Origin of the sequence: Micromonospora sp. NPDC048898 (genome assembly GCF_043198035.1) — a bacterium.
Lineage (GTDB): Bacteria > Actinomycetota > Actinomycetes > Mycobacteriales > Micromonosporaceae > Micromonospora.
In genome coordinates, this window is sequence record NZ_JBICUF010000001.1 from 714,769 (window position 1) to 727,499 (window position 12,731).

14 protein-coding genes and 1 tRNA gene are annotated in these 12,731 nt (G+C 72.5%); 8 read left to right on the forward strand and 7 right to left on the reverse strand.

Annotated features, from left to right (window positions below; genetic code table 11):
- Positions 1 to 24 precede the first annotated feature (24 nt).
- A complete protein-coding gene (locus ACGFIQ_RS03350; protein WP_393238458.1) occupies positions 25 to 1,314 on the forward strand; it encodes a glycosyltransferase family 87 protein in 1,290 nt (429 codons plus the stop codon).
- 30 nt (positions 1,315 to 1,344) lie between these two features.
- On the opposite strand, the gene ACGFIQ_RS03355 is transcribed toward ACGFIQ_RS03350, so the two are convergent.
- The 3 genes from ACGFIQ_RS03355 to ACGFIQ_RS03365 form a co-directional block, all read right to left on the reverse strand.
- Complete coding sequence (locus ACGFIQ_RS03355; RefSeq protein ID WP_393240331.1) at positions 1,345 to 2,400, reverse strand: hypothetical protein; 1,056 nt, start codon at positions 2,398 to 2,400, stop codon at positions 1,345 to 1,347.
- Between the two features lie 150 nt (positions 2,401 to 2,550).
- The gene (locus ACGFIQ_RS03360; protein WP_393238461.1) at positions 2,551 to 3,288 is read right to left on the reverse strand and encodes a YcnI family protein; all 738 of its coding nucleotides are present in this window, start codon (positions 3,286 to 3,288) and stop codon (positions 2,551 to 2,553) included.
- Positions 3,289 to 3,305: 17 nt separating this feature from the next.
- Positions 3,306 to 4,970, reverse strand: a complete 1,665-nt coding sequence (locus ACGFIQ_RS03365) for a copper resistance CopC/CopD family protein (RefSeq protein WP_393238463.1) — start codon at positions 4,968 to 4,970, stop codon at positions 3,306 to 3,308.
- Between the two features lie 202 nt (positions 4,971 to 5,172).
- On the opposite strand from ACGFIQ_RS03365, the gene ACGFIQ_RS03370 reads away from it, so the two are divergent.
- From ACGFIQ_RS03370 to ACGFIQ_RS03385, 4 genes are read left to right on the forward strand one after another with little or no spacing between them, the layout of a single operon-like run.
- Complete coding sequence (locus ACGFIQ_RS03370; RefSeq protein ID WP_393238466.1) at positions 5,173 to 5,763, forward strand: sigma-70 family RNA polymerase sigma factor; 591 nt, start codon at positions 5,173 to 5,175, stop codon at positions 5,761 to 5,763.
- A gap of 32 nt (positions 5,764 to 5,795) precedes the next feature.
- Positions 5,796 to 6,320 (forward strand): MauE/DoxX family redox-associated membrane protein, encoded by a 525-nt coding sequence (locus ACGFIQ_RS03375; protein ID WP_393238469.1) that lies wholly within the window; start codon positions 5,796 to 5,798, stop codon positions 6,318 to 6,320.
- On the forward strand, positions 6,313 to 7,029 hold the full coding sequence (locus ACGFIQ_RS03380; RefSeq protein WP_393238472.1) for a DsbA family protein: 717 nt from the start codon (positions 6,313 to 6,315) through the stop codon (positions 7,027 to 7,029). The genes ACGFIQ_RS03375 and ACGFIQ_RS03380 overlap by 8 nt, the downstream gene beginning before the upstream one ends.
- Positions 7,026 to 8,108: a hypothetical protein gene (locus ACGFIQ_RS03385; RefSeq protein ID WP_393238475.1), complete on the forward strand. Its 1,083-nt coding sequence runs from the start codon at positions 7,026 to 7,028 to the stop codon at positions 8,106 to 8,108. Before ACGFIQ_RS03380 ends, ACGFIQ_RS03385 begins: the two co-directional genes overlap by 4 nt.
- 179 nt (positions 8,109 to 8,287) lie before the next feature.
- On the opposite strand, the gene ACGFIQ_RS03390 is transcribed toward ACGFIQ_RS03385, so the two are convergent.
- From ACGFIQ_RS03390 to ACGFIQ_RS03405, 4 genes are read right to left on the reverse strand one after another with little or no spacing between them, the layout of a single operon-like run.
- A complete protein-coding gene (locus tag ACGFIQ_RS03390; protein ID WP_393238478.1) occupies positions 8,288 to 9,046 on the reverse strand; it encodes an energy-coupling factor ABC transporter ATP-binding protein in 759 nt (252 codons plus the stop codon).
- Positions 9,043 to 9,813, reverse strand: a complete 771-nt coding sequence (cbiQ, locus tag ACGFIQ_RS03395) for a cobalt ECF transporter T component CbiQ (RefSeq protein ID WP_393238481.1) — start codon at positions 9,811 to 9,813, stop codon at positions 9,043 to 9,045. Before cbiQ ends, ACGFIQ_RS03390 begins: the two co-directional genes overlap by 4 nt.
- A 16-nt stretch (positions 9,814 to 9,829) precedes the next feature.
- Entirely contained in the window at positions 9,830 to 10,264 is a 435-nt protein-coding gene (locus tag ACGFIQ_RS03400) for a PDGLE domain-containing protein (protein WP_393238484.1), read from the reverse strand.
- A complete protein-coding gene (locus ACGFIQ_RS03405) occupies positions 10,261 to 10,977 on the reverse strand; it encodes an energy-coupling factor ABC transporter permease (RefSeq protein ID WP_393238487.1) in 717 nt (238 codons plus the stop codon). Before ACGFIQ_RS03405 ends, ACGFIQ_RS03400 begins: the two co-directional genes overlap by 4 nt.
- A 451-nt stretch (positions 10,978 to 11,428) precedes the next feature.
- Between ACGFIQ_RS03405 and bcp the strand changes: the two genes are divergently transcribed.
- The 3 genes from bcp to ACGFIQ_RS03420 all read left to right on the forward strand — a co-directional run bounded on the left by bcp (position 11,429) and on the right by ACGFIQ_RS03420 (position 12,731).
- Complete coding sequence (bcp, locus tag ACGFIQ_RS03410; protein WP_393238490.1) at positions 11,429 to 11,905, forward strand: thioredoxin-dependent thiol peroxidase; 477 nt, start codon at positions 11,429 to 11,431, stop codon at positions 11,903 to 11,905.
- 89 nt (positions 11,906 to 11,994) lie between these two features.
- Positions 11,995 to 12,077 (forward strand) — tRNA-Leu (locus ACGFIQ_RS03415).
- 126 nt (positions 12,078 to 12,203) lie between these two features.
- Positions 12,204 to 12,731 carry a GNAT family N-acetyltransferase gene (locus tag ACGFIQ_RS03420; protein WP_393238493.1) on the forward strand — a complete coding sequence of 176 codons (528 nt, stop codon included), beginning with the start codon at positions 12,204 to 12,206 and terminating at the stop codon, positions 12,729 to 12,731.

Here is a 12,731-nt window from a genome sequence, read left to right on the forward strand (position 1 = left end):
GGGCCAGCCCGCTAGGGTTTCGGGGTGCCAGCAGAACCCGTCGCACCGCCCGCCGTCACCGACGACGATCCCGGCGGCCGTACGGTCCGTCGTTTGGTCGCGGTGGTGGCCGTCATCGCCGTGCTGCCGGCGCTCTACCTGCGGGGTCTGAACCACAAGTTCCTCGATCTCAAGATCTACATGTCGGCGGTGGACTGGTGGCGCGCGGGCCACCCGCTCTACGACTACGTCCAGCCCGACCGGGTGCAGGGCGAGTTGTACTTCACCTACCCGCCGTTCAGCGCGCTGCTGCTGTGGCCGTTCGGCCTGTTGCGGCTCGGTGCCACCGTGACGATCTTCACGGTGCTCACCGTGCTGGCCGTGGCGCTGACCACCCGCTGGCTGGTGCTGCCGGTCATCGCCCGCCACGGCCTGCCGCGGACGTTCACCCTGATCCTCGCCGTCCTGCTGGTGCTGGCCGTGGAGAGCACCCGCGAGACGATCACCTTCGGGCAGATCAACATGCTGCTGGTGGTGCTGATCCTGGCCGACCTCCTGTTCGCCGTACCGCAGGCGCGGCGCTGGGCCGGGGTCGGCGTGGGGCTGGCGACGGCGCTCAAGCTCTTCCCCGGCATCTTCATCGTGTACCTGCTGGCCACCAGGCGGTGGCGGGCCGCCGCGGTGGCGAGCGCGACCGCGGCGGCGGCGACCCTGCTCGCGGCGGCGATCGCCCCGAGTGACTCGTGGCGGTTCTGGACGCACGAGTTGTGGACCACCGACCGGGTCGGGCGCACCGACATCGTCGGCAACCAGTCGCTGTTCGGCCTGCTCAGCCGGTTCACCGCACCGGAGAAGCCGGACCGGCTGCTCTGGCTGCTGGTGGTCGCCGCGGTGGCCGGCTACGGGCTGTGGCGGGCCGCCCGCGCGGCGCGGGCCGGTGACCTGTTGACGGGCCTGACGTTGACCGGGTTGGTCGGTTCCCTGGCGAGCCCGATCACCTGGACCCACCACATCTACTGGTTCGTGCCGGCGGTGGTGCTGCTCGCCGACGCGGCGTTGAGCGCCGACCGCCCGGACGAGGTACGCCGGCGTCGGTGGTTGGCCGGGCTCGCGCTGGGCATCACTCCCGTGATCGTCTACGGCGTGGTGACGTTCCAGGACTGGGGCTCCGCAGCGGTTCGCACCAGAGACCCGGTGGACTTCGTGGTGCAGAACGCGTACGTGCTGATCAGTCTGCTACTGCTGGCGACGCTGCCGGTGCGTTCGAGCCGTCGCCGGCCCGTCGAGCATCCGCAGCCGGAAAAATCGCGCCAAATGGACGGATCTCCCCAATAGCGGCCAGTAGCGCTAATCTGGTCTCATACCTCAAGCGTCGCTCGGGTAGCACCGATCCCCCGGTGAGGGTGGCCCTCCGCGTCGGCAGCGCGGAGGGCCACCCGCCGTTTCGTCGACTGCCACCGGCCGGGCCGCCCCACCGGCCGGCGGCCAGGCGAGACTCAGCGTCGCCGTCGCTGGTCGAGGTGCTCGGACCGGCTCCTCCAGGTCGTCGAGGGTGGCCGACCGGGCCGCGCCGATCGGCGACCGACGCCGCTCCCCCGCACCCGAGCCGACCATGGTGAGCTGCCGTACGGCGGGAAACGGCGAGGTCGCCCGGGCGTCCTCGGCCCCCAGGCCACTCAGCGAGGTGACCCCGAGCCGACCGGCGAGCATCGGCACCTGATCCGGATCGACCACGAAGATCACCTCGCGCGGCCGTAGCGGTCGCAGCAGGAGCAGCAGAGCGCACACCACCAGCAGGACGCCGGCGGCCAGCAGGCCCCCGGTGGCCGGGCCGGTCCACCCCGCCCGAAACTCGGCCCGCAGGTCCAGGGACAGGTCGGCGCGGCCGTCGGGGCGCATCAGCACCAGGCTCATGGGCTCACCAGCGAGATCGTGCGCACTCCACTGGAGCGAACCGATGCCCTGGCGCACCCAGGACGGCCGACCCGGCGAGTCGACCCGCACCACGGCGGCCGGATCGAGCGGGCTGCCGGCAACGGCACCGGCCGGGTCCAGCCGAACCGGCAGCGGGCCCTGGGCCAGCGCCACCCGGCGGACCACGTCGTGCGGCACCGACTCCAGCCAGGTCCGCACCTCGGCGGTGGGCGCGAGCCCCACGAAGGCCGGGCCATCCGAGGTGCGGGCGTCCAGACGCAGCCGCGTCTGCCCGGTACGCGCGAACGGCACCTCCTGGCGCAGCAACTGGTCGAGGTCGGTGACCACCACCGCGTGACCGGGCGTGCGGACCGTCTCGAAGCGGGCGGCGAAGGCCCCACCGGGGTCGGCGTGTCGGGTCACCAACCACAACGCGCCACCGGCGATCAGCGCCGGAATCCCCACGACCAACAGCAGCACACCGACGATCGCCCGCACGACACGCATTCGCACCGCCTCCCTCCGTAGCCAGATACTCGGCCGACCTTACCGACGCAGGCGCCGTGATCAGGGCATATCCACGGCACGGTCAGGTCCGACTGCGGAAAGCGCACCGGCCCGCCGGATGATCTCCGGCGGGCCAGCGGGCGGGACGGGTCAGGACTTGACAACCGGCTCCCGACGGGTCCGGGAGAACGCCAGACCGCCCAGCGCCAGACCGGCCAGACCGGCGACGAGACCGGCCACACCGAGGCCGACCGCGAGCCCGTTGCCGTCGTCGTCATCGTCGTCGTCGGGCGACGCCACGACTGCGGCGCTCGGCGTGGCCGCACTCCCCGGAGCGCCGGCGGCGGTCAGGGCGAGCACCGGCGCCGGGTGCTCCGGCTCCTCGCCGCCGGTCGCCGGCGGGTCGATCCAGCGTGAGATCTCGCCGTCCGAGTACGTCTGCAGGACCTTGAAGACCATCGAGTCGACCTTCGGCAGCGGCCCCATCGAGACGGGGAACTCCTGGAACTGGCCGGGCTTCACGGCGGCGTCGCCGGTGGCCGTCCAAGTGATCTTGGAAATGGCCTCGGTGAGCTGGCTGCCGTGCACCTCGATCGGCGGGTCCACCTTGCGCTTCTCGGTCGCCACCGTCCAACCGGGCACCGGCATGGTCGACACCGAGCCGACCGGGGCGTTGTCCGGAAGCGTCACCTCCAGCTTGGTGGTCGAGGCGCTGTCGCTCTCGTTGGGCACCCGGAACGCCACCCGGGCGTACCCGCCCTGGGCTGCTTCCTTCGGGTTGACCGTGACGTGCGCGGACGCGGGCCCGGCGAAGCCGAGCACAGCGGTGGCGGCGGCGGTGAACGCCAGGGCGGCAGCGGCGCCTGCGGTACGCCGGAATCGGATCATGGGTTTTGCGAACCTCTCTAACGGATGGGCACGGTGGCGGTCACCGTGTCCTGGTCGATGTCTGTCGTTCGAGCGGTGATCTTGATTTGCCAGTCGCCGGCGGCGGGCAGGCTGATGTCGCCGTAGGCGTGGCTGTCCGTCAACGGCAGCAACGGGACATCGATCGGTTCGATCCCGGCCGAGGGCAGCGCGGCGGTCGCCTTCCACTCCACCACCGGCAGCGGCAGGCTGTTCTTGTCGTACGCGTACAGGTGCACCGAGTTGTTGCCCCGCTCGGCCGGGCTCACCTCGACCTGCATGTCGTAGAGCGGGCTGGACAGCCTGGTGCTGAAGAGGCCGGCCTCGGTGCTGGACGGCCCGGCCACCGCGGTGCGGGCGGGCGTGGTCTGCACGAGCGTGGCGGACAGGCCCAGCACCACCACGGTGACGGCCAACTCCACCCAGACCGCCCGGCGTACCGGTGCCGGGCGCTGCGCGGCGATGCGCCGACGCACCAACTGCCGGGAGTACGCGGCCACGGCGATCACCAGCGCGAACAGCGCGATCTTGGCCAGCAGCAGCCGCCCGTACGTGGTGTCGAACAGCGCCCGCGGGGTGGCCACCTCGATCAGCGCCTGGACGGTGCCGGCCAGCAGCAGCGCCGAGACGGCGAGCGCCGCCCAGCGCGACCAGATGGGCAGGATCGCGCCCAACTCCCGTTCGTCGGCCTGGCGCAGCAGGAACCCCGCGAGCATCAGCAGACCACCCAGCCAGACCGCCATGCTGCCCAGGTGGACCGCGTCGACCACCACGGAGACCGCCGGCGCCGGCGAGGCCGCCGGGTGCCCGGCCAGCGGCCAGGTCAGCAGGGCAACGCCACCGAGCACCGCCAGGATGATCGCGTCGGCCCGGCCGGCCGGCCGGGCCAGCAGCGGCCGGAGCAGGAAGACGGAGGCCGCCAACAGGCCGAGTCGGACCAGGTGGGCGGCACCGAAGGCGCTGCCGAAAACGCTGCCGAACCCCTCGCCGGTCACCTCGAAGAGGCCGCCGCCGGCCGTGTAGGGCACCTGCAACCACAGGTCGGCGAGGGTGGCGACGGCCACCAGGCCGAGGCCGATCCAGGCCAGCCGGGCCGGGCCCCGGCGCGGGAGCCGTCGCGGCCACAGCGCGGCGAGCACCAGCGCGGGCCCGACCAGCAGCACCAGGCCGGTGTAACCGAGGAAGCGGGCCACCTTCACCGCCGTGCCCACCACCGGGTTGGCGCGGCTGTCCGTGCCGGAGTCGACGGGTGGCGTGGAGGGCGCACCGACCGAGTAGGTGAACGCCCCGGACACCGGGTGACTGTCGGCGGAGATCACCCGGAAGCTGACCAGGTAGGTGCCGCGCCCACCGGCCGGGTCCACCGGGATGGACACGGTCCCGCCGTCGAAGGACGACTCGCCCCGGTCGGCGCGGGAGCCGTCCGGCGCGATGACCCTGATCTTGCCGGGAACCTTGCGGACCGACTCACTGAACCGGAGGGTCACCTCGGACGGCGCGCTCGACACCACCGCGGCGGCTGCTGGACTGCTGCTCTCCAGCACCGCATGAGCACTGGCCGGGGTGGCTGGCGCGATCAACAGGGCGACGACGGTGACCAGAAGGCCGGCGGCGGCAGCCAGCCGGGCAATTCGGCGGCGGGGGGCGACAATCATGCCAGCCATGGTCGCCGACCGGTGTGGAGATCGGCGACCCGAGTCGGGCAAAGGGCTCAACTCTGCTCAGCCGCCCGTGCCGCGCGGGAGGGATCGCGTGTCATGCGAAGGTAGTCGGCTCGCGTGGGGAAAAAGTTCCCGACGTGGTGCAGACCATCCAAGGGCCGAAGGACCCTGGCGCTCCGTCGGGTGCCGCGTAACGTGGTCTGTCGTGATCCCCGTCCCGCGTGACACCGGTAACGCCGGCCCGGCAGAGCCGGTCGGTGCGGCTGTCCGGGACCCGGCGACCGAGTGGGCGCTGAGCGCGCGCGACGGTGATCCGCGGGCCCAGGCGGCGTTCGTCCGGCTGACCCAGATCGAGGTCTGGCGGTTCGCCGCCGCCCTGGTCGACCCGGACAGCGCCGACGACCTGACCCAGGAGACGTACCTGCGGGCGTTTCGGGCCCTGCCCGCGTTCGAGGGTCGCTCCAGCGCCCGCACCTGGCTGCTCGGTATCGCCCGGCGGGCCTGCGCCGACCACCTGCGCACGGTGATCCGCCGCCGCCGGCTCGACGAGCGGCTGGCCGCGAACGCGTACACCGACCACCCGCACCCGGACCCGGCCGGCCAGTTCGGCGCCGCGGACCTGGTCCGCCGGCTCAGCGCCGAGCGGCGCGCCGCGTTCGTGCTCACCCAACTGCTCGGCCTGTCGTACGCCGAGGCGGCCGAAGTCGTTGGGGTGCCGGTGGGCACCATCCGTTCCCGGGTGGCTCGGGCCCGCAACGAGCTGGTCGAGGCGGTCGGCGACGCCCTGACCGGCTGAGCGGGGAACTTCCGGCGGAGACGGGACGACAAATGAGCGTGACAGCACCTCCCAACGGGGTCGGCCGTTGGCCCGTCGTCCGGCCCTGGCTCGGCACGGCGGCACGGCTCGGCCTCGCCGCCGTCTGGCTCGTCGCCGGCGCGTCGAAGGTCGGCGATCTCGCCGCCTCCGGGCGAGCCGTCAACGCGTACCAGGTGCTGCCGTACGACGTGGCGACGGTGCTCGGCGCGGCCCTGCCCTTCGTCGAGTTGGCGCTGGGCGTGCTGCTGCTGCTCGGGCTGGCCACCCGGCTCGTCGCCGGGGTGTCGGCCGCGCTGCTGGTGGTCTTCGTCGCCGGGATCGCCTCGGCCTGGGCACGCGGGCTGGCCATCGACTGCGGCTGCTTCGGCAGCGGCGGGCAGCTGGCCGAGGGGCAGGCACCCAGTTACCTCCCGGAGATCCTCCGGGACCTGGGATTCTTGGTACTGGCCGGATTTCTGCTGGTCTGGCCACGTACGCCGGCATCGGTGGACGGGTGGCTGTCCGGCGAACCCGCTGTGGAGGACGAGGATGAGTAGTCGTAAGGGGCAGCGGGACGCCGCCCGGGTGGTCCGCGAGCAGCTCGCCCGCGAGCGGCGGCGTCGCCGCACGATCTGGGTCTCCGCCGCCGCGGTCGTCGTCCTGGTCGTCGCCGGTGTCGTCGGCTGGGTCGTCTGGTCCAACCAGCGCTCCGACACGTTCACCACCCCGCCCGGCGCCAACGCGGCCGGCACCGGCATCGTCACCGGCGGCGGGCCCGTCACCGTCGACGTCTACGAGGACTTCATCTGCCCGGCCTGCCACCAGTTCGAGCAGACCAGCGGGGCGACCCTGGACCAGTTGGTGGCCGACAACAAGGCGAAGGTGGTCTACCACCCGGTCGCGTACCTCAACCGCTTCTCCACCACCGACTACTCCACCCGCTCGTCGGCCGCCTCCGGCTGCGCCGCGGCGGGCGGCAAGTTCCGGGAGTACGCCAAGGCGCTGTTCGCGAAGCAGCCACCGGAGGGCAGCGCCGGGCTCAGCAACGACGAGCTGATCGACATCGGCGCCGGCGTGGGGCTCGACCGGGGTTCGTTCGGCGGCTGCGTCAAGGACGGCACGTACCGGACGTGGACCGACCACGTCACCGACGAGGCCAGCCGGAGCAAGGTCACCGGCACGCCGACCATCATGGTCAACGGCCAGCCCCTGGAGAACCCCACCCCGGACGCCCTCAACGCGGCGGTGGCGGCGGCCGGCAAGTGATCCGTACCCTGCTGGCTCGGGCCGGCCTGGTCGCCGCCGCGGCCTTCGCGGCGACCCTGCTCACCGCGGCCCCCGCCGCCGCCCACGGCGCGGACGCACCGGACGGCACCGACTACCGCACCCGGGCCACCGGGGTCACGCCACAGCGGCCAGGGCTGGAGGTACGCGTCGTCGAGGCCGGCGCCCGACTGGAGCTGACCAACGACACCGGCCGCGCCATCGAGGTCATCGGCTACTCCGGCGAGCCGTACCTGCGGGTCGGCCCGGACGGGGTCTTCGAGAACAGCCGCTCCCCGGCCACGTACCTGAACCGCACCATCGCCGGGGACACCGCACTCCCGGCCGAGGCCGACCCGGCCGCCCCGCCGGCCTGGCGGCGGATCGCCGACGGGAGCACGGTGCGCTGGCACGACCAGCGCGCGCTGTGGCAGGAGTCGACACCACCCGCGCAGGTACGCGCCGCACCGGACCGGGAGCACCGGGTCCGGGACTGGGCGATCCCCCTGCGGGACGGCGCCGACCCGGTGACGATCGGCGGGACACTGGACTGGGTGCCGCCGCCGGACGCGTACACCTGGTGGGCGGTGACCATCGTGGGGCTGCTCGCGGTGGGCGCGCTCGGCCTGGTCGCCGCAGCCGCCCCCGCCGGCGGTCGCGCGTTGTCCGCGCTGGGTGCCCTGCTGGTCGTCGGCGGCGCGCTGGCCGTCGGATACCCGGTGGGACGGGAGCTGGACGCGGGTGCCCAGGGAGTGGGCGGGGTGCTGGTCGGGCTGCTGTCCGGGCAGATCTGGTCGCTGCTCACCGGCCTGGGTGCGATCGCCGCCGGCTGGCACGCGCTGAGCCGCCGCCCGGCCGCCGACTTCGTGGTGACGCTGGCCGGTGCCTGCGTGGCGCTGTTCGCCGGTGTGGCCAACGCGGCCGTGTTCGCCCGCTCCATCGCCCCGGTGCCCTGGTCACCGGCGGTAGCCCGCCTGATGGTCGCGGTAGTCCTGATCACCGGCACCGGAGCGACGCTGGCCGGCGTCCTCCGCCTCCACGCAACGTCCCGCCGCGCCACAAACCCCATCCCCGCTCGCTGAGGGGCGGGCCGCCGCCGTCCCGCCCGGCCCCGCCCGTCCTCGCCCCGCCCCGCCCCGCCTCGCCTCGCCTCGCCTCGCCTCGTCGATCATGGAATTGTGGTGCCCGTTTGATTCTTTCGCGGGGCCTTCGTCACCCACCACAACTCCTTGATCGACGAGGCGGGGTGGGGTGGGGTGGGTTAGGGGTTTGGGGTGAAGCCTTGGGGGAGTTCTAGGCGGTGTTGGGCCAGCAGGGGCGCGTCGTTCAGCAGGGTTTTGGTGGGGGCGTCGGCTGCGATCCGGCCGCCGTCGAGGATCACCGATCGTTCGCACAGCTCCGCCGCGTACGGCAGGTCGTGCGTGACCATCAGCAACGTCACCGGCAGGCCGCGCAGGATCTCGGCCAGCTCCCGACGGGCGGCCGGGTCCAGGTTCGAGGACGGCTCGTCGAGCACCAGGATCTCCGGGTGCATGGCCAGCACGGTGGCCACCGCCACCCGGCGGCGCTGCCCGAAGGAGAGGTGCTGCGGGGCCCGGTCGCGGTGCGCACCCATCCCCACCGCGTCGAGCGCCTCGTCCACCCGGGCGGCCAACTCGGCACCGCGCAGACCCAGGTTCGCCGGCCCGAACGCCACGTCCTCCGCCACCGTGGGCAGGAACAACTGGTCGTCCGGGTCCTGAAAGACGATGCCCACCCGGCGGCGCACCTCGGCCAGGGTGGCCCGATCCGGCGTCACGGTCAGCCCACCGACGCTCACGGTGCCCTCGGTCGGGGTGAGGATGCCGTTGAGGTGCAGCACCAGAGTGGTCTTGCCGGCGCCGTTGGGCCCGAGCAACGCCACCCGGTCGCCGCGCGGCACGGTCAGGTCCACCCCGTGCAGGGCGACGTGCCCGTCCGGGTACGCGTAGCGAACGCCCCGAACGTCCAGCGAGAGAGCGGTCTGCACGACACCGATCATGACAGCACGACGGCGGTGGCGGCGATGGAGGCCGCCAACACCGGCACAGTCGCCGCGACCAGCCACTGACCGGCGCTCGCGGCACCGTCGCCCTGCCACACGGCGGGCATCCGCCCGGTGTAGCCCCGCGACAGCATCGCCAGGTAGACCCGCTCGCCGCGCTCGAAGGCACGCAGGAACAACGCCCCGATCCCGGCGGCGAAGCCGCGTAGCTGCCACAGGAAACGCGGATCGTCACCCCGGGAGATCCGGGCCACCCGCATCCGCCGCGCCTCACCCACCAGCACGTCGAGGTAGCGCAGCATGAACGTGGCGATCTGGGTCAGCACCTGCGGGCAGTGCAGCCGGTCCAACCCCACGATCAGGTCCCGGGTGGTGGTCGTCGCGGCGAGCAGCAGCGAGGCGAGCACCCCCAGGGTGCCCTTGGCCAGGATGTTCCACGCGCCGTGCAGCCCGTCCTCGGACAGGCGCAGGCCCAGCACCTCGACCCGGTCGCCGGTGACGAGGAACGGCAGCGCCACGGCGAACAGCACGAACGGCAGCTCGATCAGCGCCCGGCTGAGCAGCCACCGCGGCCCCACCCGGGCCAGCGCCGCCACCGCCGCCACCAGCACGGCGTACGCGCCGAAGGCCCAGAACGCCTCGCGCGGGGTGGCCACCACGGCGAGGGTGAAGACCACCATCGCCACGATCTTGACCTCGGGCGGGAGCCGGTGCACCGGCGAGTCCGCCTCGCGGTACAGCACGTGCCCGTGACCGGCACCCATTGCGCGTACTCCCTGCTCAGCTGACGCGGGACGTCGCCGCGTCGTCCTCGGTTGGCGTGGCGTCGCCGCCGGTCGGCCTGGCGTCGGCTGGCGTGGCGTCGCTGCCGGTCGGCGTGGTGCCCCGGCGGCGCAGCAACCAGAAACCGCCGGCGCCGATCGCGAAGGTGACAAGCACGCCGAGCACCCCGGAGAGGCCGGTGGAGACGAAGCTGTTCTGCACGCCGCGCACGCCGTAGTCGGCGAGCGGGCTGTCGGCGAACTCGTGGTCCCGGGCCTGTTGGGCCGGGCAACTGCCGCCGACGATGTTGTCGTCGGCGTCGACCGTACAGCCCTTGAGCAGGGACGAGTCCAGCCCGTCCGGATGGGACGAGGCGTAGTTGCTCACCACCCCGGCGAGCAGCAGGGCGACCAGCAGGCCACCGGCCAGGAAGGCCCAGGAGCGGTTCTTCATCGGACACCTCCGGCGACCGGGACAGCGGGGGTGGCGGGTGCGCGCAGCGAGCGCAGCGCGTACACCAGGTCGGGTCGCACCTTCGCGACGGTGAGCACGGTGGTCGCGGTGATCAGGCCCTCACCGATGCCGATCAGCAGGTGGACGCCGGCCATCGTGCCGGCCAGGCCGGTCAGGTTGCTCCCCAGGTCGGTGGTGCCACCCAGCCAGTACTCCAGGACGAAGCCCTGCGACGCGACCACCACGCTGAGCGTCGCGGCGACGAACGCGGTCACGGCCAGACCGGCCGGCGTACGGGGGAGCACCCGCAGCAACAGCGCGATCAGCAGGTATGCCGCGGCAGTGCCGAGCAGCGCCATGTTCGTGATGTTGAGGCCGAGCATCGCCACGCCGCCGTCACCGAAGATCAGTGCCTGCACGACCAGCACCACTGACACGCAGAGCGCACCGACCCACGGGCCGACAAGCATGGCGGCGAGCGCGCCGCCGAGCAGGTGGCCACTCACCCCGGCCGTGAAGATCGGGAAGTTGAGCATCTGGACGGCGAAGATGAACGCGGCCACCAGGCCCGCCATCGGGGCCAGCCGGTCGTCCAGGTCACGCCGGCCGCGCAGGACACAGAAGGTGAGCGCGGCAAGAGCGAGCGCAGCGAAGATCGCTGCCACCGGACCGTCGATGATCCCGTTCGAGATGTGCATCGCCAGTGTTTCCACGCGACCTCCCACACGTCAGCGGGCCCGACCGGACCAGCGTGCGTCAGCCTATTTCCCAACACTCGTTGTTGCCAGACTCTGGCAACAACGCGAGGTGTTGATCACCTTTCCGGCCGGCTGAACTCCTGCGGCGATCCGCCGCCCAGGTGATCGACTCGCCTTCCTGAAATCCGGGCTGTCCGCCTGGTGATCGACTCGCCTTCCTGAAAACCGGCGTGTCCAAGGCCGTCGGATGCCCCGGTTTCCCGAAAGACGAGTCGATCACCAGCCAGCGACGCCGACCGGCCCTCGCCGGATGCGACAGCGCCCGCCCGACACGCCCACGCCGCCAACGACCACCCGACCCGCGCCCGCCCACCAGCGACAGCGCCCGCCCGACACGCCCACGCCGCCAACGACAGCAGGCGCCCGGGCGGGCGGGCGCTCGGCCGGGCGGCGGTATCGTCGGGCCATGACCACGCCCGACCGCCTCTCCCCCGGTGACCCCGCGCCCGAGTTCACCCTCGCCACCGACACCGGTGACCAGCTCTCCCTCGCCGACCTGCGGGGTCGCAGGGTGGTCCTGTACGCCTACCCGGCGGCGATGACCCCCGGCTGCACCAAGCAGGCCTGCGACTTCCGCGACTCGCTCGCCTCACTCCAGGCCGCCGGGTACGAGGTCGTCGGCATCTCCCCGGACAAGCCGGAGAAGCTGGCGAAGTTCCGCGAGCGCGACGCGATCACCTTCCCGCTGGTGTCGGACCCGGACCGGACGGTGCTGACCGCCTACGGCGCGTACGGCGAGAAGCAGTTGTACGGCAAGACGGTCACCGGCGTGATCCGCTCGACGTTCGTGATCGACGCCGACGGCAAGGTGGAGCGAGCGCTCTACAACGTCAAGGCCACCGGGCACGTCGCGAAGCTCCGCCGCGACCTCGGCCTGGACTGAGGCGGAGAGCCCCGGGCACGGCCTCGGACCAGCCGCCGGGAGGCGGGCTCGACACCGCCGAAGCTGGACGTTCTAGACTCAGCGGGTTGGCGGGAGTGGCGTAACGGCAGCCGCGATAGGTTTAGGTCCTATTGTCCGAAAGGGCGTAGGGGTTCGAATCCCCTCTCCCGCACAGGTCAACGAGCACCACGGGTCACCGAGCACCACAGACCAACGAGCACCACGCGCCCCGACCGCGGTTGTCGGGCGCGTCACTGTCGAGGGTCGCGGGCCTGGTCGGCGGGTCAGGATGGCGAGCGTGAGTCTGCGCTTCGTCCTCGACCCCGACCTGACCCCGCAGCTGCGCGCCGAGATCGTCGCGCTCTGGGCGGACGCCAGCAACGCCGGCGGCGCGGTCGGCTTCGTCCCGCCGGTGACCGTCGCCGACGTCCACGTGCTCGCCGACCCGACCTTCGCCGGCATCACCGACGGACCGGACCGCCTGCTTGTCGGATACTCCGGCGACCGACTGGTGGCTCTGCTGATCTTCAGCGACAACCGTTTCCCGCTCAAGGCGCACTGGTGTGTGTTGAAGCGGGTGATGGTCCGCCCGGACGCCCAGGGCAGCGGGTACGGCTCGGCGCTGATGGCCGAGGCCGCCCGGCTGGGCAGGCGTTTCGGCCACGAGGCGCTGCACGTGACGGTGCGCGACGGGTTGGGGCTGGACACGTTCTACGCTCGCCTCGGCTACCGCGAGATCGGCCGGTTGCCGGGCGCGTTGCGGGTGGCACCCGGTGACGACCGGGACGAGATCCTGATGTGGCTCGACCTGACGCCTGTCGCCTGA